This window comes from Sporosarcina ureae (assembly GCF_002109325.1).
GTDB classification, from domain to species: domain Bacteria; phylum Bacillota; class Bacilli; order Bacillales_A; family Planococcaceae; genus Sporosarcina; species Sporosarcina ureae_C.
The window spans coordinates 458,517-483,587 of the sequence record NZ_CP015348.1; the positions used below are offsets into that span (position 1 = coordinate 458,517).

24 protein-coding genes and 2 tRNA genes are annotated in these 25,071 nt (G+C 41.5%); 2 read left to right on the forward strand and 24 right to left on the reverse strand.

All coding sequences use genetic code 11. The features are described 5' to 3' along the window. Nucleotides 1–90 precede the first annotated feature (90 nt). The 3 genes from SporoP32a_RS02370 to SporoP32a_RS02380 form a co-directional block, all read right to left on the reverse strand. Nucleotides 91–164: transfer RNA gene (locus tag SporoP32a_RS02370), tRNA-Arg, on the reverse strand. Between the two features lie 58 nt (nt 165–222). Next, on the reverse strand, nt 223–621 hold the full coding sequence (locus SporoP32a_RS02375; protein WP_085426451.1) for an SET domain-containing protein: 399 nt from the start codon (nt 619–621) through the stop codon (nt 223–225). A 117-nt stretch (nt 622–738) separates the two neighbouring features. Further along, nucleotides 739–2,499, reverse strand: coding sequence for a choline/carnitine O-acyltransferase (locus tag SporoP32a_RS02380; RefSeq protein ID WP_158232729.1), 1,761 nt, complete (start codon nt 2,497–2,499; stop codon nt 739–741). Between the two features lie 325 nt (nt 2,500–2,824). On the opposite strand from SporoP32a_RS02380, the gene SporoP32a_RS02385 reads away from it, so the two are divergent. After that, nucleotides 2,825–3,679, forward strand: a complete 855-nt coding sequence (locus tag SporoP32a_RS02385) for an Rv1352/Rv1906c domain-containing protein (protein WP_085426453.1) — start codon at nt 2,825–2,827, stop codon at nt 3,677–3,679. A 44-nt stretch (nt 3,680–3,723) separates the two neighbouring features. Here the strand turns inward: SporoP32a_RS02385 and SporoP32a_RS02390 are convergent, their stop codons facing one another. The 17 genes from SporoP32a_RS02390 to SporoP32a_RS02470 form a co-directional block, all read right to left on the reverse strand. After that, nucleotides 3,724–4,077 (reverse strand): DoxX family protein, encoded by a 354-nt coding sequence (locus SporoP32a_RS02390; RefSeq protein ID WP_085426454.1) that lies wholly within the window; start codon nt 4,075–4,077, stop codon nt 3,724–3,726. A 165-nt stretch (nt 4,078–4,242) separates the two neighbouring features. Next, the gene (locus tag SporoP32a_RS02395) at nt 4,243–5,931 is read right to left on the reverse strand and encodes an FAD-dependent oxidoreductase (RefSeq protein ID WP_085426455.1); all 1,689 of its coding nucleotides are present in this window, start codon (nt 5,929–5,931) and stop codon (nt 4,243–4,245) included. 107 nt (nt 5,932–6,038) lie between these two features. Next, nucleotides 6,039–7,991, reverse strand: coding sequence for a hypothetical protein (locus SporoP32a_RS02400; RefSeq protein WP_085426456.1), 1,953 nt, complete (start codon nt 7,989–7,991; stop codon nt 6,039–6,041). A gap of 261 nt (nt 7,992–8,252) precedes the next feature. Next, entirely contained in the window at nt 8,253–8,480 is a 228-nt protein-coding gene (locus SporoP32a_RS02405) for a helix-turn-helix domain-containing protein (RefSeq protein WP_085426457.1), read from the reverse strand. A gap of 15 nt (nt 8,481–8,495) precedes the next feature. Beyond that, nucleotides 8,496–8,987 carry a DUF2975 domain-containing protein gene (locus SporoP32a_RS02410; RefSeq protein WP_085426458.1) on the reverse strand — a complete coding sequence of 164 codons (492 nt, stop codon included), beginning with the start codon at nt 8,985–8,987 and terminating at the stop codon, nt 8,496–8,498. 331 nt (nt 8,988–9,318) lie between these two features. Next, nucleotides 9,319–9,717, reverse strand: coding sequence for a VOC family protein (locus SporoP32a_RS02415; RefSeq protein WP_085426459.1), 399 nt, complete (start codon nt 9,715–9,717; stop codon nt 9,319–9,321). A gap of 71 nt (nt 9,718–9,788) precedes the next feature. After that, on the reverse strand, nt 9,789–10,286 hold the full coding sequence (locus SporoP32a_RS02420; protein WP_085426460.1) for an SRPBCC family protein: 498 nt from the start codon (nt 10,284–10,286) through the stop codon (nt 9,789–9,791). A 155-nt stretch (nt 10,287–10,441) separates the two neighbouring features. Continuing rightward, on the reverse strand, nt 10,442–10,870 hold the full coding sequence (locus tag SporoP32a_RS02425; protein ID WP_085426461.1) for a VOC family protein: 429 nt from the start codon (nt 10,868–10,870) through the stop codon (nt 10,442–10,444). 123 nt (nt 10,871–10,993) lie between these two features. Continuing rightward, nucleotides 10,994–11,386: a VOC family protein gene (locus SporoP32a_RS02430; RefSeq protein WP_085426462.1), complete on the reverse strand. Its 393-nt coding sequence runs from the start codon at nt 11,384–11,386 to the stop codon at nt 10,994–10,996. Between the two features lie 367 nt (nt 11,387–11,753). Beyond that, nucleotides 11,754–12,122 (reverse strand): iron chaperone, encoded by a 369-nt coding sequence (locus SporoP32a_RS02435; RefSeq protein ID WP_085426463.1) that lies wholly within the window; start codon nt 12,120–12,122, stop codon nt 11,754–11,756. Nucleotides 12,123–12,582: 460 nt separating this feature from the next. Further along, nucleotides 12,583–14,127, reverse strand: coding sequence for an acyl-CoA carboxylase subunit beta (locus SporoP32a_RS02440; protein WP_085426464.1), 1,545 nt, complete (start codon nt 14,125–14,127; stop codon nt 12,583–12,585). Nucleotides 14,128–14,153: 26 nt separating this feature from the next. Continuing rightward, nucleotides 14,154–14,936 (reverse strand): enoyl-CoA hydratase, encoded by a 783-nt coding sequence (locus SporoP32a_RS02445; RefSeq protein ID WP_085426465.1) that lies wholly within the window; start codon nt 14,934–14,936, stop codon nt 14,154–14,156. A gap of 4 nt (nt 14,937–14,940) precedes the next feature. Continuing rightward, nucleotides 14,941–15,858 (reverse strand): hydroxymethylglutaryl-CoA lyase, encoded by a 918-nt coding sequence (locus tag SporoP32a_RS02450; protein WP_085426466.1) that lies wholly within the window; start codon nt 15,856–15,858, stop codon nt 14,941–14,943. A gap of 20 nt (nt 15,859–15,878) precedes the next feature. Then, complete coding sequence (locus SporoP32a_RS02455) at nt 15,879–16,091, reverse strand: acetyl-CoA carboxylase biotin carboxyl carrier protein subunit (RefSeq protein WP_198166208.1); 213 nt, start codon at nt 16,089–16,091, stop codon at nt 15,879–15,881. A 17-nt stretch (nt 16,092–16,108) separates the two neighbouring features. Continuing rightward, entirely contained in the window at nt 16,109–17,470 is a 1,362-nt protein-coding gene (locus tag SporoP32a_RS02460; RefSeq protein ID WP_085426468.1) for an acetyl-CoA carboxylase biotin carboxylase subunit, read from the reverse strand. A gap of 95 nt (nt 17,471–17,565) precedes the next feature. Continuing rightward, complete coding sequence (locus SporoP32a_RS02465; RefSeq protein WP_085426469.1) at nt 17,566–19,539, reverse strand: acetate--CoA ligase; 1,974 nt, start codon at nt 19,537–19,539, stop codon at nt 17,566–17,568. A 41-nt stretch (nt 19,540–19,580) separates the two neighbouring features. Next, on the reverse strand, nt 19,581–20,720 hold the full coding sequence (locus SporoP32a_RS02470; RefSeq protein ID WP_085426470.1) for an acyl-CoA dehydrogenase: 1,140 nt from the start codon (nt 20,718–20,720) through the stop codon (nt 19,581–19,583). A 225-nt stretch (nt 20,721–20,945) separates the two neighbouring features. On the opposite strand from SporoP32a_RS02470, the gene SporoP32a_RS02475 reads away from it, so the two are divergent. Beyond that, nucleotides 20,946–22,754 carry a helix-turn-helix domain-containing protein gene (locus SporoP32a_RS02475; protein WP_085426471.1) on the forward strand — a complete coding sequence of 603 codons (1,809 nt, stop codon included), beginning with the start codon at nt 20,946–20,948 and terminating at the stop codon, nt 22,752–22,754. Nucleotides 22,755–23,013: 259 nt separating this feature from the next. On the opposite strand, the gene SporoP32a_RS02480 is transcribed toward SporoP32a_RS02475, so the two are convergent. The 4 genes from SporoP32a_RS02480 to rph form a co-directional block, all read right to left on the reverse strand. After that, nucleotides 23,014–23,087, reverse strand: a tRNA-Arg gene (locus SporoP32a_RS02480). A gap of 73 nt (nt 23,088–23,160) precedes the next feature. Then, complete coding sequence (locus tag SporoP32a_RS02485) at nt 23,161–23,652, reverse strand: metallophosphoesterase (protein WP_085426472.1); 492 nt, start codon at nt 23,650–23,652, stop codon at nt 23,161–23,163. Further along, nucleotides 23,649–24,263, reverse strand: a complete 615-nt coding sequence (locus SporoP32a_RS02490; RefSeq protein ID WP_085426473.1) for an XTP/dITP diphosphatase — start codon at nt 24,261–24,263, stop codon at nt 23,649–23,651. The genes SporoP32a_RS02485 and SporoP32a_RS02490 overlap by 4 nt, the downstream gene beginning before the upstream one ends. Then, the gene (rph, locus tag SporoP32a_RS02495) at nt 24,260–25,018 is read right to left on the reverse strand and encodes a ribonuclease PH (RefSeq protein ID WP_085426474.1); all 759 of its coding nucleotides are present in this window, start codon (nt 25,016–25,018) and stop codon (nt 24,260–24,262) included. Before rph ends, SporoP32a_RS02490 begins: the two co-directional genes overlap by 4 nt. Nucleotides 25,019–25,071: the final 53 nt, after the last annotated feature.

The window sequence follows — 25,071 nt, forward strand, 5'->3', positions numbered from 1 at the left end:
CATTATATGAAAATGCAAAAAAGTGCACTTAAGAAGTTAGATTTACATACTAACTTCTCAAGTGCACTAAAATCGTAGACACGTATTTGACGTCCCAGAAGGGATTCGAACCCCCGACCTACGCCTTAGGAGGGCGTTGCTCTATCCAGCTGAGCTACTGAGACATGATAAAAACGAGAAACACTTTGACTATACATCGCATCAAAGCGTTCTCATGATTTATTAATCGTTGGCCGTACCATCATAATCTTCATTGAACCATAATTGCTCATCATCATCCACATCGCCATTATAGTTGATCAAAATCTCTTCTCCAGCTTTAATATCTCTATACGCAAAGAAATCAAATGTGTGATTGTCGAAATTAATGTCATATGTCGCGTTCGGTTCGTAGGAATGATTGAATAACATTCCGTAGCCAAGTAGTACCGCTGTATGGTTAGCTCCATACTCAAAAGCGTAATCAGCAAGAACCGTTTTCTCGATATGTTGATGTTGTTCGTTTGGATAGGAGATCACAGGCGCTTCGTGTAATAGCTGCCCTTCTTTGATATCGCATTTCGCGAATACACCCCTATTGAATTCGCCTTCGCCAATTGGAGAAAGTTTTACTTCTATCATATCTTTCACCTACTCGCTTGTAAATTATACTTGGCTAGTATACCATTAATCCGGCTAGATTGCTGATTTCTTTTCTCGTGATAAAAATATAAACTCTTTATCAGCCAAATCTTCATCTTACATAACAGCCAATGCAATTCCCCTTAATTCTTTCAATGCCTCATCCAGATTTTCCGCAAGGAGCCTAGCTTTTTCTTCATTCCGACTATAACTAGACAGATTTATGATCAACCGATCTTTCAGCAAAACATAGAAAATTCCATAGCCATCTTCCACTACTGGTCCAAACGCACAACTTTTGACTTCCGGACTTGTCATATTGCTCGTGGAAATAAAATCATGACGCATCGTCAAATAACCAGGATCAGTAAATAATGCAGGGAATTTTTCCATATCCAGCTCGGCTTGATACGTCTCAAAGATCCTCTGTAATCCATAAAGATGCCTCTCTACACCAAAACCTTTTTTTGCTTCTTTTAAGCGAATGGAATGCGCCGAGCCTGCCTTTTGCATCAATTGATAGATTAAAACAGGTTCTTGTTGTTCCACAACTATCGCTTTCGCTAGTGCCAGGTTCTCTGAGCTTGAAGGTCGTATGCACTCAGTTCTTCCTTCATTAAACAAACGCATCGACACCGCCTCATATGTGCTACGCATCATACCGAACGTCTTGTATTGAGCTACTTGTAGGGCCATATGAAAAAATGAATCTGGACTGAATCCAAGTCGCTTTATTTCATCCGTACCGAACGCATCAAAATTTTGTACGTTGATTACATAATGTTGAATGGTTCTATCATTTTTTACTTCTAATACGCTTAACTTTTCTATTATTTCAGCTGAAAGTACCCATTCTAACTTTTTGGCTACTGGTTGTTCGTTCGTTTTGTTATCTTCTTGATCAATCGACATAAGCTGTTCTTGCACGTATTGGATGACTGCAAATATTGTGGTCCCATCCATTGCCGTATGCTCTATGCTGTATCCAAGTTCACCCGCTTCAGTAATGACAATTTGTAGCGTCTTATCAAAGTATTTGTTTCTGCCACTGAATACTAAGTTTTGTAATGCTTCATTAGAATTCATACTTTCTTTGTCTATCGATAGTACGACCAATGAATCTGCTACTTTTTGTAAACTTTCAGCATTGACCTCACTTACTAAAAGCTGTTCGTAAATACTTGCCGCTTCATTTCTGCTTGCAGTTGTGAAAATCCCTACGTTTGGTCCTGCTGGTTCAGCTAATGAGAGAATTCCTTCAATCACAATCGACAATGCCTTACTGGAATAAATTATACCTTGTGAATTGGTTACAGGAATCAAGTAGACATTTCCATTGATCATCAAACTAATATAGTTTTCCACTTTCGACGGTTCCGCCACGTAATGCTCATCTCGATGCAATTTAGGGACTCTGACTGTCCGAAAAAAGTTAGGATATTGGCTCATATCAAGTGGCACTCCTCGCACCATTTCAGGAGGGGTTTCTTCAGCTAGAATAGAATGATAAAACTCTGCTATCGATCGACCCACTTTACCCGCCACCTCTGCCACTGTACGAGGTGCGTAGTGCTGATTCTCGACTAATACATTGAAATTACTGCCTATATGTAAAGGACCACGGTAGGTTAAGTATACATCATCCCAGAATGGTTTTAGCCAACTGCCTTCAGCATTATCTCGCCAAATCCCAAGCTTTTCTTGGAGCCTTCGTGCGTCTCCATTTTCTTCAAAAAACTGTTGCACCACTTTTTTTGTCTCGTGGAATTCCCCTTCACTTATCAATGGTTCAATCGCTTCAAGCAATTTTCTCTTCGTGTCTTCCAATTCAGGTATCGGCAATGAAGGAAGACATTCTTGGAATTCAAAAGTCATCATTAGTCGAACAACCCCCTTTAAGCTATACGTTATATATTTCATTTTACATAATACTATTATTTTTTGGATTCATTCATATAGAGTATCTAGTAAAGAATATCACCTAAAAGAATCTCTCATCTATTGAGGTGGGAGATTGTATTCTTATTCGACAGCTCGCATACTCGTCTCGCTTTTTACGTTTCTAATTTATCACTTTTGACTGTCTATCGATTTATAAGTAACTAATGATTTTCAGCTTTCCAAAAATACCCTATAAGTAGATTCTACCACAGACTATCATGTATCATATGGTTATCATGATAAAAGTGAGGTTACATACTATATGAACAAAAAACAATTAAGTTGGGCAGCTGTTGGTGCAGCTGTATTATTGTTCGCGTTGATTATAGCGATCGTAAGCAACAAAGAGATAACTGAAACTGTGATGAAAGAACCTATGATTACTGACACTTCGACACCGGACACACTTGAGGAACCTAGTGAGGAACTTGTACTTCAAGAAGAGTCTAAGAAAGATCAGTCTGAAGTTGAAGCCCCTGATAAAGAAGTGCCAAATCGCGAAGAATCAAAAAATGTACAACCAACAAATCCTGATACAGATTCATCTAAAAACGTTCAAAGCACACCAAAAGCACAACCGTCAACATCTGCACCTAAGCCACCCGAACCACAAAAACAACCTACTTCGGCAGCTACGACGCCAATAAAAGATGGTACCTATCAGGTGGGGGCTGATATTGAACCAGGTGAATATCTCGTTTTTTCTAACGGCATTACGCTACTCGAAAACACAAAAGATCAATCGGGGAATCCTGACAGTATTGTGTTCAACGTTGCACTAGATGGTCGTTCCCACACGTATGTAACACTATTGCATGGAGAATACTTCACATTAAAAGGTGGAGAAATGTATCCTGTAGCTTCTGCACCTGATATTAAACCAGCTAACGAAATATACAAAGATGGACAATATAAAGTAGGAACAGATATCCCCGCCGGTACACACACTTTGAAGGTGGATGATCAAAACGATATAGGTTTTTATGAAATCAGTAAAAACAGCAGACAAGATATGATAGACCTTCTCGTAAGTGATGTAGTAGAAGGTGAAACGTCTATTAACGTAACGGATGGTCAATATTTGACGATAAGGAATGCTTATCTAGAAGCACAATAAAAGAACACGCAAAACCATCACTGGTTTTGCGTGTTCTTTCGCTTTTATACTTTTCGAACCTTCAACACCCACCAAATTAATACGAATTGTAATGGAAGTCGAATCCACAATGCCGCTGCAGGCAAATCATAATTTTCTGCTGTGAGTGCCATATAAATATTAACCGGTAATACAAGAACTAAAAATACCGCAATTAAAAAACCAGTAACATAGCGCGTTCTCTTCAAAAATAAACCGACAGCCAATGCAATTTCCATTATACCTGATATGTAAACAATGGCTTTTCTAAATGGTATCCATTCGGGCATGGCCCCTGTAAAGAATGACTCCAATGCAAAGTGTCCAATTCCTACTGCAAAAAAGAACAAACAAAATGCATATAATGCAAATTTTTTCATAAAATGATCTCCTTACTTTCCTCTACTTTGCTTGTGCCCTTTATAGCTCCCTCATAAACCTCATTTCACTAGATTATTATATCAAAATATAATACGAGCTACTACTGATTTAAATTCATTAAAAAAGCCTACATTCCTTAAAGGAACGTAGGCTGCAAAGTATAATTAATTAAAATTATAAGCTGTCAAAATTTTCTCCCTATCCGATACTACATCATTGAAGTATTCATACAAAGAAATGCCTAGGAATGAACCTGAGATATTGACAATATTATCAAAACCACTATTTTGCAACGCCATTAACGCGTTATAACTGCGTTGTGAAGATCGGCAATGAACATAGACCGGTACATCCTTTGGCACTTCATTCATGCGGTCGCGCAGCTGGCTGAGTGGTATGTTTATCGCATTCACTAAGTGACCATTCGCAAATTCATTCTCTTCACGCACATCAATAATTACAGCGTTTTGCTCTACCAATTCACGCACTTCGGATACATGAACTTGATTAAAACGACCATATAATATATTCAATGCAACAAGTGCTGCGAGATTGACGACATCTTTAGCTGTGCTATACATAGGCGAATAGGTCAACTCTAGTTCTTTTAGATCTTCCAGCGTTCCACCCATTGAAATGAGAGTTGCGATGACATCAATCCTCTTATCCGCATTTCCTTTACCAATTGCCTGAGCCCCTAATACTTTTCCTGTTGGTACTTCAAACACTAATTTGAAGTGAAGTGGATTACTGTTAGGCATTAATGAAACTTTATCAGCAGCGATTATATACACGCTGTCATGTTGGATTCCTGCTTGTGTCGCCATTTTTTCATTGAGACCTGTAGAGGCTGCTGCCAAGTCGAAAATCTGTATACTCGAAGAGCCAATGACACCTTTATTTTGATGAGGAATTCCATACATATGATCCGCCGCGGCACGCGCCTGACGCTGTGCAGGTCCCGCTAGAGCAAGTCTTGTTGGTTTATGAAGAAGTTGATGGTAGACTTCAATCGCGTCACCAACAGCATAGATCGAACTGTCGCTTGTTCGGTAATTAGCATCTACTTTTATACCGCCAAGCTCACCGATTTCCAAATCTGCTTCTTCCGCTAGTCTGGTTTCAGGGCGAACACCAATGGCCAAAACAACGACCTGAGCTTCTACTTGTTTACCAGAATTCAACGTAACGTCTGTATCAGTTATTTTAGCTAAACCATCTTCAACTATTACATCGATTCCTTTATCGATCATTTCCTTATGCAGAATTTGAACCATATCATAATCAAAAGGCACCATGATTTGATTGGCAAATTCAATCAACGATACATTTCGTCCAGCGAGCTTTAAGTTTTCTGCTACTTCGACTCCGATGAACCCTCCGCCAATTACCGCAATATTATTGATATCTTTTGTTTGAATATAATTTTGCAGATGCTCTATATCTTCCACGTTGCGAACTGTAAAGACATTTTTTGAATTGACACCTTCTAGATTCGGCACTATTGGACTCGCTCCAGGTGATAGCACTAGTCGATCGTAGCTTTCTTCATACATTTCACCTGTCAGCATATTCAAAATGGTCACAGTTTTTTCTTTCCTATTAATCGCTGTTACTTCTTGTCTGACACGCGCTTCGATATTATATTTATTTTTAAATGCTACTGGATCCATTAATACGAGCTTATCGCTATCTTCCACAATCCCACTGAGATAAAACGGTAAAGAACAGTTGGAGAAAGATACGTGCGGTCCTTTTTCAAACATAATAATTTCCGCTTGCTCATCCATACGTCGAATTCGCGCAGCTGTGGATGCTCCCCCTGCTACTCCGCCAATGATAACAAATTTCATTTTGCCATCCCCTTGTTTTGTAATTAACCTTAAATAAACTATATACCCCTGCGGGTATATAGTCAATAAATTCATTTTAGACTCGAAGTTAATTTAAAGTGTAGGGATTAATTCGACATATCTGCCAGCAAACGTCTTAGAACGACTAATGTTTCTCTTCTCAAAACGTGAGCTTTTTCAATTGATAACTCACTGTTCTTGTCAAAAGATGAAGCACGAACAGTATGTACCCAACGCGTCATATATTCTACAACTTTTAGTTTATCTGCATCCGTTTTTAACAAGCTTGTACCATTTTCTCTTAAATAATGATAAAGACTTCCGAGCGTAATATAGTGATAGTATTGCTCACTACCGATTTCAACAGAAGTTAATCCTGTTTCATGTATCACTACATCTAGTAAAGGCATATTCTCTTTTTCTGCCTTCGCTTTAATCAGAACATGACTGAGAAACTCTTCTACTGCTTTTACATAATCCGCGATAACAAAAGCGAGCTTCTGACTCGGTTGCTGATTGTCTAGTGGCATGTCTTTAGTCAATTCATGCCACTTTGCTTCAGCAGAAGGCAATAGACGTTTTACTTCTTGTGATTTTACTAAACGTGATAATTGAGATCCTGCTTTTTCAAAACGTTCTTCTTCTGATTTTGTGAAGAGTAACGCACTATGGGAGTGCAATGATGTAAAGGATTCTTCCAACAAAACCATCGCCTGCTTTTGGTCGATTGGTTTCAGATCGTATTGTTCTGCCTTTTGTATGACCGCTTCTACTTCATGGGATAAGTCATCCAAGTAAAACTCTGTCAAGAATTCATCCAATTGTATCAACGCATCGGAAATCATGATTTCACGGTACGTGATTCCTTCGTCAGGTATTAATGACAGAACACGATTTCTCAACTTCATGCCTTCATTGCCCAGTTCCCAGCCAATTAGTAAATTTAGCGCAGGCTCCTTCGTGTTCCCTTCTTCAGACGTCAATGTTTTATCTGCTTTATAAAAACAAATCATTGCATTTAATAAGTTTCTTAACATCACGTCTTGATCTTCAAACGGTAATTCAGAAAAATTCGCTGTACACATTTCTTCAATTTCACATTCATAAAAGAAGAAGTTGAAATCGGCCTGGATAAAGGAATCTTCATTGATTTTCCCGCCATGTTGCTCTTCAATAACATTCTTCATTCGTAAAATGTACTCGGAAATCTTTGTTAATTGGGAAACGATATCCCCTTTATATTTTTCAATACGGTATTGAACTGCTTGTATATCTCCATGAAGAACATGTACGGCGTGATAATCATGTGCAGACTTGGAAAGATTCACTAGACTAATGACAGTCGGAATATCATTCAAATCAAATAGATCGTTAAACGTGATATAGAATTCCAGCCCGACGCTATGCATGTCCTTATATTTCATCATATGAATCAAACGCTCACAAAAACTCCGCTTTGTCGCGAAGTCGATCAATGTATCGTTATGGACGACTTGCAGAAATAGATCATACAGATTCATGATGGTCTTTTTCGTAACACTTTCCAAAATATCCGGATTCCTTGTTTTTTCCATTAAAACACAAAGCTCATTAAAATATCTCGCTAGTGTCTGCATGTGATCGGCACGTGTATGAATCAATGTTGCACATAATGGATAGATCTTTTTATTGAATAACTCCCAAGACTCTGCCACATGTCCTTCATTATTGAAGAAATAGTACCACAGATGATATCTCCAATCTCCTTTGGCCTTCGTGTCTTGATCCAGCTCAAAAGGATCGAAATCTTCACCATAAGCTAGTGCGAGCAACGTTTCATTATATTGACTCGCTAGCGTAATTTCACTCTCATACAAGTCAGATAGTTCTACGAGCAATGCATATCGGTCATCATCCCTGCATTCGTTAATTACTTTCGTAAACGAAGGATGGTCGATGACATGACAAACATCCAAGTGACGCCCTTTTAGCAACCACTGACGCAGCATATAATCCAGAAACTCTTCCGAATCTAAATATGCCCCAAAATGTCGGGCTGAAAATTCCTGATAAATATCCAAACTAATTCCCCCTTAACCTCTACCCACTCGTTGATCTGTACGAATAACAAACTTTATTCAAAGTATAATAAAGTTTGAGCTATCCCTATCATATCGCGATTACCTATTTTTCTCTACCTAGAAATCATAGTTTCAAGAAAGCTAGACTGACAGTGATATAAATTTATTTTATTATAGACAAAAATATAGAACATTCCATATTCCACGGAAGTGCTCTATATTTTTAAAATTTTTTATAAAATTATTACATTCACTTACTTTCTAATCTGGACTTACTGTATCTTCCTCCATTTTGTATTCTAATATATCGCCAGGCTGACACTCTAAAGCTTTACAAATCGAGTCCAAAGTTGAAAGTCGAATGGCCTTCGCCTTTCCATTTTTCAGTATTGAAATATTGGCCATTGTAATTCCAACTCGTTCGGAAAGTTCTGTAACACTCATTTTTCTCTTAGCTAACATTACATCAATATTGATTATAATTGTCATGTTATTCACCTCAGCTCAGACTATTAAATCATTTTCCTCTTTTATATCTATCGCTTCTTTTAAAAGCCTTTGCAAAACAGCAGCAAAAACGGCAATCACTATGGATGCAAAGATAGGGATCATTCCGACTATAACGAGACCCGGAGCGTCATCTATCTCCGCCATGATAAAGACGAATGGAAGAGCTACTGCATACAAGCCGCTGATTATGATCGCACAGTATTTAATTTTCTTTAAAGCCCTAACAGATATCTCAGAGAAAGCTTGATTTTTATCAATAAAGTTTAATAAGTTAAAGGTCTGATATAATGCGAAATAAAATGGAATCACCGAAATATACATGACTGCTAAAATACTATATACCACATATGCAAAATCCCAACCTCTACCTGCAGCTTCGCTTGCCTCATACGCTAACTGCGGCAATAAAAATATGCATAAAGCTAGAACTGGAATTCCTATAAATATAACAGCTAACTTTAAGAATAGCGTTGTTCCACGTTTCATAAAACGCACCTCATTTATTTTCTATATTGTAAATTTCACTTTAACACTTAATTTATCGATTAACAATAAATATATTTCGTTTATTAATATATTATTATCGCTAAGCATCTAACATATCTTCTTTTCGAAACAAAACGGTAGAAAATTTCTTGAAACTGTAAATATCTTCATGACGCTCTCGCAATATTGTTAATTGAAAAACGCTGGCCTCATTTATATTAAATAAATGGGGTCAGCGTTTAATTGTTCATTATTTTGTCTACAAAATAAAAAGTGTGTCTAGGCTTTCAATTAAGCAGCCGATTGTGAAATATCTCAAGTTCCTTTTACATTACTCTGGTAAGTTCAACTGCCAAGAAATTCCGAATTGGTCATTCAGCCATCCGAATTTTTTACTGAAGCCATAGTTATCTAAAGGCATGAGTGCTGTACCATTTTGCATCATTTTTTCATAAAGTCTGTCAATTTCCTCTTCAGAATCGCATGTTAAATAAATAGAAAATGATGGCGTAAACGTAAACTCATGATCGATATGGCTGTCGATACACATGAACTCTTGTCCTTTTAACGAAAATACCGCTTGTATGACTGTACCTTCTTCACCAGGCCCTTCCGCTCCGTATCGAATAATACTTTTAATTTCTGAATCCTCGATGAGTGAAGTGTAGTATTTCATAGCTTCTTCTGCGGTACCGCCTTGAAACATTAAAAAAGGTTTGACGTCTTTCATATATAACTTCCCTTTCTTTACATTAACTTTATTTTTGATTAAACTATTTTAACTAGCTATTTCAACATGTATTACCCTTTGTAGCTAACTTCACCTGTTTCAACTAATTCCTTCAGTCCCATAAACATATAATTCCAGCCTACTTCAGTACCATCACGCATTTCGTCAAGTGCTATTTTAATCTCAGGATCTGTCGAATTCAATTCTTGAGCAACATGGATCAATTGTAAGAATGTCATCTCGCAGCCTTTCTCTAGCTCTTTTAGCTCAACTGTTAGCGTATCTTCTAAATCGCTCATTTCTGGCATCTTAAAAGTGAGTTTGATTTTTTTAGGAGAATCAAGTTCAAGGTATTCGCCAATCGCACGGTAATCTTGTCCTCCTCTGTGGTCAATAATTTCCCAAGTACCGCCCACTTGAGGATTATTTCGAGTCACTTTATTCGTTCCTTCCAACGTGAAGAACCATTTTCTCATCATTTCTGGTTTTAACCAAGCATCAAATACTATTTCAGGTGCCACTTCAAAATTTCTTATCATTTTCAAACTTGTAGATGAAACTTTACTCATACTTACACCCCTTATACTTAATTATTGTATTGATCAATAGCAATTTATCGTAGTCATAATTTTTTTCATTCATTAATGAATGTATGAAATATAGTTGAAACAGCTAATCAATACAAATAAATCACGAATTATTAAGCAGTTTAAATTGAGCGCTATTAATAAGCTGCGAGTTCTTTGTTTACACTCAATTGCCAAATCACACCGAATTTATCAGTGATACTACCATAAAGATTTGCCCAGAATGTCTCTTGGAGCTCCATCCCAACAGTTCCACCTTTTTTTAGTTTTTCGTAAATCTTTTGTAACTTTTTCACTTCGGTGCATTGGTAAGCTAGGCTTATATTGTTGCCAAGCGTGAAAGGAGAACCAGGGAACGTATCTGAAAACATCACAGTGCTACCTTCGATAGCTAAGCGAGTATGCATAATTAAGTTTTCGGCTTCTTCTGGAAGAAGGTATTCTGGATTTGATGATTGATCCCCAAAAGTCATAATATTAGGTTTTTCTGTTTCAAAAACCTCTGTATAAAATTCAACAGCTTCACGGCAATTTCCATTAAACGTTAAATAAATATCAACAGCCATATTCTACCACTCCTTTAATTTAATCAAAACTAATGTAGTTGATCTGCAAATAAATCCATTAAAATCATTGCAGAACAAAACGTCTCTTTAGTTTAAGATTATATTCCCCACAAAAAAACATTATCATTTTGCATTTTTATCTGGTTGATGAAGCCCAAAAACATTACCCTCGGTATCCAAATAATAGCCTTGCCAAGCCATTCCTGGCAACGCGTATTTAGGTAATGCAACACTGCCTCTACCATCAATAATTTTCGCTTCCGTTAAATCGTAATTATCGACTCCTATAGTACAAGCATAGCCATTTAGTGGTTGGTTACGTTCTGGACGTGGACCTTGACGTTGCATTAATGCTCCATCCACTCCAAGGTCACTATCACCAGTCACTGCTCCGTAGTAAGGCATTCCTGCATACTCACTCCAGTCCTGAAAGGTCCATCCGAATACATCCCCATAAAACTTTTGTGCCCTTTCCATGTCGTCTACGTGAATTTCAAAGTGAACTACTCTTCCCATATTTTCCCTCCTCCTTTTAGTACAGAACATGTTCCCCATTTATATCCAATAGTTCTTACTCCGATAATTAAAAGCAGCTAGATTTTGATATATACCCATTTTTAACTTATCAGTAGTAATTAGTATGTCTTCCTCTTGCGCCTTCTATCCCTCACTACTCTCGGAGGGTAGCATTTCACAGAATGGATTACTAGTAAAATTGAATTACTAAATAAATTAATCAAGACAATTTCTTAGAGTCTTAATTGCCGGTTTAAGGGTGATTAGAAGACGTTTATTTAACAATTCTTTGAGAGTAGCTATTCTCTATTTGCTCTTCAATGGTTTTGCCAGAATGATTAAAATATCAGGGGGTAGTTTCGCTTGTCTATTTCCGCCAAAAGCTCGTAACGTCCATTTTATCCTCTATATTAAACTCAATAATTTTCTTAAGCAGTTCGTAATTGATTGGCTTATTCCACTGAATTCTAAACAAGCCTTTAGTTGCACTGTAGCCGTGTTGCGCAATATCATCTGCAAATTTCGCGATCCCTGCGTATTCGGGTGAGATGCTCATATGTTGCTTTGCTACGGAAAAACCAATTATAAAAGTGCCGTGATTAGAAAACATTGGTGTATTCCATTTGATGACCGGTTCCAAATCGGGAAATTCATTAGCAACCCACTTCAGTACTTCCTCCATCCGTTCACGATGGTCGGGATGATCGATACTTGCCAGGTATTTTGAAAAAACCATAACGTGACCTCCTTTAATATAATTAATAATATCATCTCTATTAACGGGAATGTATGTTCTAATTATAGCAGATGAATATATACTTTGGCTAGTACCAACCGACATTCATCTTACGCTTACTCATGGGGGCAATGAACGATTCATTCTATTTAACAGGGGTCTTCTGCCGGAAGTTAGAGAAATATTTGTGAGGGACCAAATCTCCTTGACAGTAAAAAAATAAAATTCGGGTATGTGTTGAATAGTCCAATCTGAGACATAGTGAACACTTGGATTTAATTTTAACATTTTACGTTGATGTTCATTGAAAAATATTTCACTCACTTAAAACACTTTGATCCGAATAGTTACCTTTAGTATACAGAAGAAGTGACATATAAAAACCCCAAATGGAGTCACTTTTTAAAGTGTCTATCATTTGGGGTTCAGTTCACGGTGACGCGGTACACGTCACCTTGCATCATACCGGATAAACCGGATGCTTGCGGGTTGTAAACTGGATATATTTCGTTGCATATGCTTCGTAACGCGTAATCAGCTCATCGCGCAGTGAGTCCGCTGGGACAATGCCGTCGATAATCAATTCTGAAGCTAAATGGTAAATATCGATATCTTCTTTGTATTCGTTACGCTTCTCTTCAATATAAGCTGCTCGCTCTTCTTCAGGCAGCGCAGCGATTTTATTTGCGTAGACTGCATTGATAGCTGCGTCCGGCCCCATAACAGCGATGGAAGCGGTCGGCAGTGCTAAACAGGCGTCTGGTTCAAATGCCGGGCCTGCCATGGCGTACAACCCTGCGCCATATGCTTTGCGTACGATGACAGAAATCTTTGGCACTGTCGCTTCTGCCATCGCAGAAATCATTTTCGCCCCATGACGGATGATACCTGCACGTTCTACTTTTGTTCCGATCATGAATCCAGGCACGTCGACTAAGAACAGCAGCGGAATGTGGAATGCATCGCAAAGGTTGATGAATTTCGCTGATTTGTCAGCAGAGTCGTGGAATAGCACGCCACCTTTTACGCGCGGTTGGTTCGCGATAATGCCGACTGCTTTTCCATCGATGCACGCAAGGCCAGTAATGAGCTCGCCTGCAAACAGTTTCTTAATTTCAAAAAATGAATCTTCATCGATAATTCCTTTAATCAAGTCGTGCATATTAAACGGAGCATTTTCATTTTTAGGAATGATTTCTTCGAGTGTTTTATCCAGCTGTTTCGGAGACACTGCATCATGTACAGGCGGCTTTTCCGAAAAGTTTGCCGGGAAATACGATAAATATCTTCGCGCCGCTGCGATTGCGTCTTCTTCGTTTTTTGCTAGCACATCGCCACAGCCTGAAGTTGAACAGTGCATGCGCGCGCCGCCCATTTCTTCGAGCGTTACTTTTTCACCGATAACCATTTCCGCCATGCGCGGCGATCCAAGGTACATCGATGCATTTTTATCGACCATAATGACGATATCGCAAAACGCTGGAATATATGCACCGCCAGCAGCTGATGGGCCGAACAATACGCAGATTTGCGGAATACGTCCAGATAATTTCACTTGATTGTAGAAAATTCTACCAGCACCGCGGCGACCCGGGAACATTTCAACTTGATCGGTAATCCGTGCGCCTGCTGAATCGACTAAGTAAATGAGCGGTACATTCAATTTTTCAGCAGTTTCTTGGATTCGGATAATTTTTTCCACTGTCCGTGCGCCCCATGAGCCTGCTTTAATTGTGGAATCATTCGCCATGACGCAAACGACTTGGCCGTTAATCTTCCCCATGCCTGTTACAACACCGTCAGCAGGAAGATCGCCCGCCATGCAGTTCGCGAATTGGCCGTCTTCGATTTCGAGATCTGAATCGAATAGTAATTTCAAGCGATCACGAACGAATATTTTCCCTTGTTCTGCATTTTTTTCATGGTATTTTGGCGCTCCACCTTCTTTTATCTGCTCTACTCTTTCATTCAATGCTTGCTGCAAAGATTTCGTATCTGTAGTCATCGTCCTGCCTCCCTTATGATCATTCCTCATTCGCCAGTGTATACGGGCTTACGTTTTTCTTTAAATGCCTGCAGTCCTTCAAGCCGGTCTTTGGAAGGAATCGTCACTTCATAGGCGTTCTGTTCGATGGCGAGTCCCGTCTGCAGTTCGACGTCATAACCGTGGTCAATCGCGAACTTCGCCTGCGCAACAGCAAGCGGTCCGTTCGCCGCGATTTGTCCTGCCACGGCAAGTGCTTTATCCATCAGCTGATCAGGTGCCACAATGTATTCAGCCAGCCCGATTTCCAATGCTTCTGCCGCTTCGACTCTGCGCGCAGTGAAAATAAGCTCTTTCGCCCGTCCTTTGCCGATCAATCTTGGCAGTCGCTGCGTACCTCCGGCTCCCGTAATAATACCGAGCGAAGTTTCCGTCAATCCGAACTTTGCCGTATCTGCTGCAATACGGATGTCACATGCCAGCGCCAGTTCTGTACCACCGCCAAGCGCAACTCCGTTAATTGCAGCGATAACCGGCTGCGGCAGTGATTCAATACTGTTAATTGTCTGGCGGATCAATGAAACTGTCTTGCGGACATCAATCGGATTCATTCCTGAGCGTTCTTTTAAATCAGCGCCCGCACAAAATGCTTTTTCACCGGCGCCTGTTATAATAACTGCCCGGATCTCCCCGTCGTAGCGACATTCTAGCAGCGCACTATAAAGTTCGTTCAGCATCTCGACTGACAATGCATTCGCCGCTTCGGGACGATTAAATAAGATGACCGCAATTCCGTCGTCGCGCCTCTTTACTGCCACTTTATTCCCCATTCACTCACGTCCTTCGCTTATCATGCGCACCGGCAGCCTGCAAGTTTTTACTAGGAAGTGCATAGCCGATTTTTTCTTGAATAAACGCGGATGCCGCTAAAATCTTTTCTTCATCGACACCGGTATGAATGCCCATACCGTGCAACATATACAATAAATCATCCGTCGCGGCGTTGCCTGAAGCACCGGGTGCGTAAGGACAGCCTCCGAGACCGCCAGCTGAACTGTCGAACACCGTAATGCCCATATCAAGCGAGGCTAGGATATTCGCTAAAGCTGTCCCACGCGTGTCATGGAAATGCATCGCCAATTTGTCTACCGGAAAACGTTTCAGTAACACGTCAAGTACTTCCTGGACTTGCCTCGGATTTGCAACGCCGATTGTATCTCCTAACGATAATTCGTCAATACCCATGTCAAACAGCGATTCCGATACGCGGACGACCGCTTCTGTATCAACCACACCTTCGTATGGACAGCCAAACACTGTAGACACATAGCCTCTTGTCTTCTTGCCCGCTGCATTCGCATCTTGGACAATTTCTTTTAATACAGGCAATGTATCCACGATCGTCTTATTAATGTTTTTCAAGTTATGTGTTTCGCTCGCTGACATGAACACAGCCGCTTCATCGATATTCGCAGCAAATGCTCGTTCAAGCCCTTGGCGGTTTGGGACGAGTGCTGAATAAGTGATCCCAGGCTCCCGCTTAATGCCTGCCATCACAACACTTGCGTCCGCGAGTGCCGGTATCCATTTCGGATTGACGAAAGACGTCACTTCAATCGATGACAGGCCGCTTTTGGAAAGCTTATTAATCCAGGCAATTTTGTCTTCTGTCGGAATGAAGATTTTTTCATTTTGCAGTCCGTCGCGCGGTCCTACTTCTTTAATCGTAATCGTTTCAGGCCACTTCATCATTTCATCTCCTTCTACAGGAATTATTCAATGATTGCGATGACGTCTCCTTCGTTGACGAATTCGCCTTCGTTCACTTTTACCTCTTTTACGACTCCATCAAAATCAGTAGCAATCGGTATTTCCATTTTCATCGATTCCAAGATTGCAATGTCTTGGTCTTCTTCTACTTCGTCTCCTACTTTGACGAGTACTTTCCAAACGCTTCCTGCCATGCTTGCTGTAATTTCAGTCATACTAATTCCTCCCAAAGTCATTTCGTCTGCTTTTGTTTTTTCTTCGCCAAATATTTTTCCACGAATTCGGTCGTCGTATCTCCCAAACGGAATGCTTCATGCGCTGCTACTTCCTGAAGCATAGGAATATTCGTCTTTATACCTTCTATATGGTAATTCGAAAGCGCTTCTTGCAGTCGTTCGATTGCTTCGTCCCGGTCTTTGCCTTTGACTACGAGTTTCGCGATCATTGGGTCGTAAAATGGTGTGACGACTGACTCACCGTGAACTGCCAATTCGTGGCGGATGCCTGTTCCTTCTGGTAGCTTCAGTTTCGTGATCGTTCCCGGCGAAGGGAAAAATGTTTTCGGATCTTCGGCGTAAATTCGCACTTCAATTGCGTGCCCGTCACGTTTAACGTCTGTCTGCCCAAATGAAAGTGTTTTCCCAGCTGCAATATCCAACTGCTCTTTTACTAAGTCAAGCCCAGTAATTTCTTCCGTAATCGGGTGCTCGACTTGCAGCCTTGTATTCATTTCAAGAAAATAGAAGTTTTGATCTGCATCGACTAAAAACTCGATTGTTCCGGCATTTTTATAGCCGATGGACTTAGCTGCTTTAACCGCCGCTTCGCCCATTTTTCTTCGCGTCTCTTCCGAAATGAATGATGACGGTGCTTCTTCCACGACTTTTTGGTGGCGGCGCTGGATTGAGCATTCGCGCTCCCATAAGTACACTGTATTTCCTTCATTGTCCGCTAAAATCTGAATTTCAATATGGCGTGGTTTTTCAACGAATTTTTCAATATACATTGCACCATCTCCGAAGAAATCAGTAGCTCGTTTTTTATTGCCTTCGAACGCTTTGCTTATTTCGTCAGCGCCGTAGACGACTTGCATACCGATTCCGCCACCACCTGCAGATGCCTTCAGCATAACTGGGTAGCCAATACTATCCGCCACTTCGATTGCTTCTTCCGCGTCTGCTAGCGAACGGGTGACACCTGGTACGACTGGAACACCGGCTTTTTCCATCGCCTTGCGTGAAGCAATTTTGCTGCCCATTTCAGAAATAACTTCAGGTGAAGGCCCAATGAACACGAATCCTTCTTCTTCGCAACGTCGCGCAAATTCCGCATTTTCAGAAAGCAGACCATAGCCTGGATGGATCGCTTCTGCTTTTGATTTATGTGCTGCTTCTAAAATTTTATCGATTTTCATATAGCTTTCCGTTACACGCGGTCCTCCGAGCAAATATGCTTCATCCGCCTGCTTAACGTGGACAGCTTCCGCATCCGCTTCCGAATAAACTCCAACCGTTTGAATGCCTAGAACTTTGCATGTACGCATGACACGGGCCGCTATTTCCCCGCGATTCGCAATCAAAATTTTCTTAAACATGATGTTCACCCTTTCAATTAATCATGTAGTCTAGCTTTTATGTGCAACAATTTAGGAAAAGAGGAGGCTAGCTGTAAAGAGACCCGCTCCACTGTTCATTTTATTTGTCCCGCAGGTTTTGCTTCCATGACACTCTGAAGTTCCGCAACTGTCGACGGATCTTCAAGCCCCGTCACATCGCCTGCGACACTGCCTGTCGTAACGATTTCTTTAATTAAACGGCGCATAATTTTCCCACTCACTGTTTTTGGCAGAGAGTCAGTTACAACGATTTCTTTCGGCTGGGCTATTTTTCCGATCTGGCGGATGATGTTTTCTTTAATCCGCTCTACAACTTCTCGCCCATCTGCTACATCTTCAGAAAGGCGGACAAAAACGAAAGGCACTTCTCCTTTAATTTCATCCGGCACACCAATGACCGCGCATTCCGCTACGCCTGCACATTCAAGCACGGCACTTTCCATTTCCATCGTGCTCAAACGGTGACCTGCAACGTTGAACGCATCGTCGGAACGGCCAACCACCCAAATATAGCCATCTTCATCGATCAGCGCGAGATCGCTTGCATAGTAGCTTCCATCGACTTGGCTGTAGTATGAACCGTAGTAACGTTCTGGCTCTCTCCAAATCGTCCGGCACAGCATCGGAAACGGCTGTTTAATGATCAAGTTGCCGAGCTGTCCGGCTTTCACGGGTTCGCCCGCTTCATTGACGACATCCAACACTGCGCCTAAAAATGGTGAGCCGGAAGAGCCGGGTTTCATCGGCGTCAGCCATGCTGCTCCTGCAATCGGTGAGCCCGCTGTTTCGGTCTGCCCCCACGTGTTGTTAATATAAACTTTTTTCTTGCCAAGCACTTCATATGTCCAGTGCCATGTCTCCGCATCGAACGGCTCGCCGACGAGTGCGATCACGTCAAGACATGTTAAATCAAACTGCTCCATCGGCTTCTCGCCCATGCTTTTCAACATACGCAACGCTGTTGGAGCGGTAAATAGTTTATTGACACGATATTTTTCAATGATTTCATAAAAACGTGTCTTCTCTGGATAATCAATTGCTCCTTCGTAAACGACTGTCGTGACGCCGTTCGCAAGAGATCCGACGATACCCCAAATATGCATCGTCAACCAGCCGATATCAGCTGTACACCAAAACACGTCGTCATCGCGATGGTCGAGATGATATTTTGCGTATACATAGTTCTGCACTACAAATGCAGTCCCTGAATGCACGATCCCTTTCGGCTTGCCTGTTGTGCCACTCGTATAGAAAACTATGCCGCTTTCATTTGCTTCAAGGCGTTCGGGTTCGCAATGGATGCTCGCTTTTTGCGTCAACTCATGCCACCAGTAATCCCGGCCTTCTTGCATATCGATATCAATGCCCATACGATTGACAACGATGACTGCTTCAACTGAAGGAGTAGACGGCACCACTTGATCGACTTTTTCTTTCAAGCGAATTTCTTTGCCTCGGCGTATTGTCGCATCTGCCGTGACGATGACTTTCGGTTCAAAGCTTGCTAGCCGATCGGATAAAGAGCGCTCAGAATAACCAGAAAAGACTGCGTTATAGATCGCCCCGACACGGAAACAAGCGAGCACCGCTATGACTGACTCCGCTAAGTTCGGCAGATAAATCGCAACACAATCACCTTTTTTCACGCCAAATGACCGAAGCACATTGGAAAAACGGTTCACTTCCGCAAGAAGCATCGAATACGTGTAAAATTTCGAATCGCCGTTCTCACTTTCCCAAATGAGCGCTGTCCGGTTACCAGCACCATTTTGAATATGTCGGTCGAGTAAATTGATACTCGGATTCGTAATACCATCAACGAAAAACTTGAAATCAGGGAGTGTGCCGCTGATCGTCTCTGTCCACGGTTCATACCATTCGAGCTCACGGGCCTGCTGATCCCAAAATGCAGCCGGATCTTCTTGGGACTGCCGGAGAAGTTCTTGGAAAGCTTCTGCGCTGCCGATCGATGTCGAGCGCGCCTTTTCTTCACTAGGATAAATAAGTTTACTATTTGCCGCTAATTGTAAAACTCGTTCAATATCCATTCAATCGCCCCTTTGTTAATTCATAAAAAATTTTTCACAAATCAGCAGCCGATCTGTTTTGCAATGACCATGCGCTGAACTTCTGACGTGCCTTCACCGATTTCTAAAAGTTTCGCATCGCGGAAGAAACGCTCGACTTGGTATTCTTTAATATAGCCATAGCCACCGTGAACCTGCACTGCTTGATCGCAGACCCGCATGCACATTTCAGAGGCGAATAACTTTGCAAATGCCGCTTCTTTTTTGAAAGCACGACCTTGATCTTTCAGCCAAGCAGCTTTATACACCATATTGCGTGCCAGTTCGATATTCATCGCCATATCCGCGAGTTTGAACTGAATCGCCTGGAAGTTCGAAATGCTTCTACCAAACTGCTTTCGTTCCTGCGCGTAATTTAACGCCTTCTCGTACGCTCCCTGTGCGATGCCCACACCCATCGCGGCGATGCCAATGCGTCCGCCGTCAAGCGTCGCCAAAAATTGTTTGTAACCGTTTCCAATTTCGCCAAGAAGGTTTTCTTTTGGCACACGAACATTCTCCAAAATCAATTCCGTCGTGTTGGAAGAATGAAGTCCCATCTTTTCGTAGTTTGCGATAACTGTAAATCCTGGCGCATCAGTTGGCACGATAAATGCACTAATACCGTTCGTTCCTTTCGAACGGTCTGTAATCGCCGTAACGGCAAGATGTTTCGCATAACTCGCGTTCGTAATGAAACATTTCGAACCGTTAATGACCCACTCATCGCCTTCAAGTACAGCTGTCGTTTCTGTACCGCCTGCATCGGACCCAGCATTCGGTTCAGTCAATCCAAACGCCCCGAACGATTCGCCCGTACAAATCGGCGTGAGATATTTCTCTTTTTGCTCCGGTGTGCCGAATAAATGAAGTGGCGCTCCGCCAAGTGAAATATGCGCAGAATACGTGATGCCTGTCGAAGCGCAGACACGGCTCAATTCTTCTGTAACAATCGCAAAACTCGTCGTATCCGCTCCGCCACCGCTATATTCTTCCGAGAAAGGCAGTCCCATCAAGCCAAGCTCCGAAAACTTTTCAAAAATCTCTTTAGGGAATTCTCCTGTACGATCGCGCTCATCCGCTCCCGGTGCCACTTCGGCTTCCGCAAACTCGCGAACGAGCTTACGCACCATTTGTTGTTCATCTGTCAAATCAAAATTCATATCCAATACCCTCCATTCTTTCATTGCCACACATTGTTTTGCTAATGCTTAAATTGCAAACGCTTTCATCTATACGTATACTTTCAATAGACCAGCTTTCATTTTATTTCCAGTTCACTTATAATTATAAACAATAAGAAAAATCAATTCTATGTATGATCTTCTGAAAGAATTTGTGTGTTTTACACAAAAAATATAAATACTATAAGGTTAGGATGATAGATTATGCAAGACACGTTAACTCACCGTCAGCTCAAATCTCTCGTACATGTTTCCACTGTTATTAACTCTTCATTAGAAATTGAGACGATTTTCGACTTGATAATTGGTGAAGCAATTTCTGCAGTAGACGCAGCAGGAGGCGGTTCAATCTGGGTTTTCGACCAGCAGAAACAGCGCTTGATGGCCAAATCCGCGCATGGCTTGTTTTATCCACAAATCTTTAAATCGATTGAATTAAGCAACGGTGAATCTATGACAGGCATGACATTTCAAGCGGAAAAAGGGTTAGTGTTTAAAAATGAAGAAGAAATCAAACAGGCGCTCGATACACTCACTCCTGGCAACCGAACGTTGCTCGACGAATCGATTCCTGGTAATTTCCATTTCACTTCGATCATTTCATCGCCAATTTTATTGAAAGGAACATGCATAGGCGTCATTACGCTTGATTCATTCGATAAATCGCTAAATTTCAAAAAAGAGGATATGCAGCTGTTAGAGGCGATCGCACAACAAGCCGCCATTGCGCTCGAAAAGTCGAATATATATTATGAAGAAAAAAAGACCGTTCAGCAGCTGTCGCGCTCGATTGAAACACAGCGCAACATTGCCAATCTCGTCGTCAACGGAGAAGGAATACAATCCATTATCGACTATATTTACGAAACAATTGGCGAGCATATTTTCTTATTCGATGAAATAGGCGAATTGACCGCTTCTGCCTGCCGCACGCCTGTTACAGAAGAGATGAAAAGCGAGGCGCAACGTTTTGCGAAACAGAACGAGCAGTCGCCCGGCAGCCCGTACAGCGTCTCTGAAATCACGCTAGGCCGCGAAAACTATCAATTTATCGCGCTATCGTTACAATCGAAAATGAAGACGCTTGGCACGCTCATCATCGTCTCAAAAGATCCAATCGGACAAGCCGAAATCAACGCGCTCGAACACATCTGCACTGTTATCATGCTCGAGCTAGTCAAAGTACAAACTGTCTCTGAAACACAGCAGCGTCTACAGAGCGAATTCATGATAAAAATTTTATCCGGTCAGGCAATGGATGAAACATTAAGAAAGCAGGCAAAAAATCTACAATTCGACTTGAACCGCAACTACATCGCCGTCAGTGTTAACGTCGAAAACAAAGACAAATTGCAGCACGGTGCTATCAGCGAAAACGTCATCAACAATCTGCTGCAAATGACGAACAAATACTTCCTAGGAAAAAACTCGCAAGATGCCGCGCTCATCGATCACAACAAACTTGGTGCCTTATTCTCCTACCCTGCTAAACTGCAGGCAACAAACCAAGTAGGCGATATTAAACGACTCGCCTTACACTTGCAACAGGAAATCGAAAAAACATACAGCGAACTCGACATCACTATCGGCATCGGCAGAATGAAATCAAACCTTGCCGCCGCCCATGAATCATTTAATGAAGCTGAAAAATGCATCACATTCATGAAAAGCTACCATTTCGAAGAACGTGCCCTGTCCTACACAGATCTCGGTATCCAGCGCTTCATCTTACAAAATTCAGAAGAAGAACTACTGGATTTCGTCCACGAAGTCATCGGCTCGCTTATTCAATATGAACAAACCCGCAAAGGGGACTTGTTGCAAACATTACTTACCTATTTTCGTCAAAATCAAAACATCAAACGAACCGCTGTCGCCCTTCACGTCCACACCAACACACTGAACTACCGCCTGAAACGAATTGAAGAAATTCTTTCAGCCGATCTGACTGATGGCCAGCAATTATTTAACATTCAGCTGGCGGGGAACATTTACCGTTATATTAAACGGTGACAAAGGGATAGGCTCCTTGTCATCGTTTTCATCTAAATAGCTGGGTTGCCTAACTCCCCAATTCTTTTACACAATGAAGTTTGTAAGCATAAACATGTTCAAAAGTAAAATCTATATGGGGATTATGGACAGCAATGCCCGCGTGGTTAAATTTCAAAAATACTAATTGCTGTTTTACCTCACAATAAAAAGCGCTGCGAACGTCATTTTTCAACGTTTACAGCGCTTTTTATATTATCTTCCAATACATTTTTCATGACGTCCCAGGAGGGATTCGAACCCCCGACCGATGCCTTAGAAGGGCATTGCTCTATCCAGCTGAGCTACTGAGACAAACACCTGCAACCACAGGCACAAGAACTATTATATGCATAATACAAAGAGAAGTCAACACTATTTCATAAAACTATTTATTTAATATAATTTGGTCTATTAAGTCGTGGTTCATGCTATAAAAACTCACGGTATACGCATCAGCTATTTCGATGACGGCGTATGTCGCTACCCTGCCGCCACGTGGTTGAGTCGTGCTTCCCGGATTAACAAACAATACATCGTTGATCATCTCTGCGCCATATAAATGGGAATGTCCGAATAAAGCAATGGTTGCTTGTTGTTCATCTGCTGCGTAAGAAAGAGTGAGCATAGAACGCTTGACGTTGTGCTCATGGCCGTGGACGATGAATATAGTCTCATCGCCCACTTTCTGTACAATGGTTGCTGGAAACTGATCATCACCGTCACAGTTACCACGAACAATATGAACTCCATTAAGCAATGGATCTTCTGCCGATAACTCACTGTCGCCACAATGGAATATGGCGTCTGCTTGCAATGATTTAATCTGCTTCACTGTATTTACGTCGCCATGTGAATCACTTAAAACAATTAACTTCATTTTATTTCACCTAACCTCGTGATAAATTCTGGTAGCTGATCTTTTAGCTGAGCTAATGCCGCACCGCGATGAGAGATGGCACTTTTCTCTTCTGCAGATAATTCGGCCATCGTCTTTTCTTTATTAGGTACATAAAATATTGGATCATAACCGAATCCATTCGTTCCTTGACGTTGATCAGTAATGACGCCCTCGCAACTGCCGGAATAAGTAGTTGTCTCGATATTAGGACCCGTAATCGCCAGAACGCACCGAAAACGAGCTTGACGCGCCGTTTCAGGCACTTCAACAAGTTTAGCTAACAACTTATCGATATTCGCTTCATCGTCCGAAGGCTCGCCTGCATAGCGCGCAGAGTAGACACCCGGTTCACCATTGAGTGCATCAACTTCTAGTCCACTGTCATCTGCAATTACTACTTTTCCTAGTAAATTTGCAACAGTCTCCGCTTTTAGAACGGCATTTTCAACGAAAGTGGTACCCGTTTCTTCTACATCAATTGATTCTTCTATATCTTGCAATGTCAGTACAGTGATACCTAAAGGGCGAAAGAGAACTTCAAAATCTTTCGCCTTACCTCTATTATTCGTTGCAATTAACACTTCTTTCATTGCACTTCGCCTGCCTGTTGTCCAATCTTATCCGCCAATTCACCTAACACTTCTTTTTGAATCGCAATCAATTGTTCAATTCCCGATTCAGCCAGCGTCAATAAATCATTCATTTCTGCGCGAGAAAAAGTAGCTTCTTCGCCTGTCCCTTGCAGTTCCACGAATTGCCCTTGTCCCGTCATTACCACATTCATATCGACGTCAGCTGAAGAATCTTCTACGTAGTCCAGATCTGTGATCAATTGACCGTCAGCCAGTTTCCCTACGCTTGTAGCAGCAAGGAAGTCACGAACTGGGAATACGGGCAGATTCTTTTCGATTTGTAATTTATTCGCAGCAATGACCAATGCAACGAATGCACCTGTAATAGAAGATGTACGTGTTCCTCCATCTGCTTGAATAACATCACAGTCGATCCAAATCGTACGCTCACCAATAGCATCTAAATCAACTACCGCGCGTAAAGCCCGTCCAATCAAACGCTGTATTTCCATTGTACGACCGCCGACTTTACCACGGGATGATTCACGAATTGTTCGTTGCCCTGTAGCACGCGGCAACATGGAATACTCAGCAGAAATCCAGCCCTTTCCACTATTACGCATAAATGGCGGCACTCGATCCTCAATCGTCGCTGTACAAATCACTTTTGTATTTCCAACTGAAATCAGTACGGAACCTTCTGGGTGAATCAAATAATCTTTCTCAATTGTTACTGTACGAATATCTTCTGTAGCTCTTCCATCATGTCTCATGCGCTTTCCTCCGTTATGGTTCATATATTTGTTGTGACCAGTTCATCAAGTCT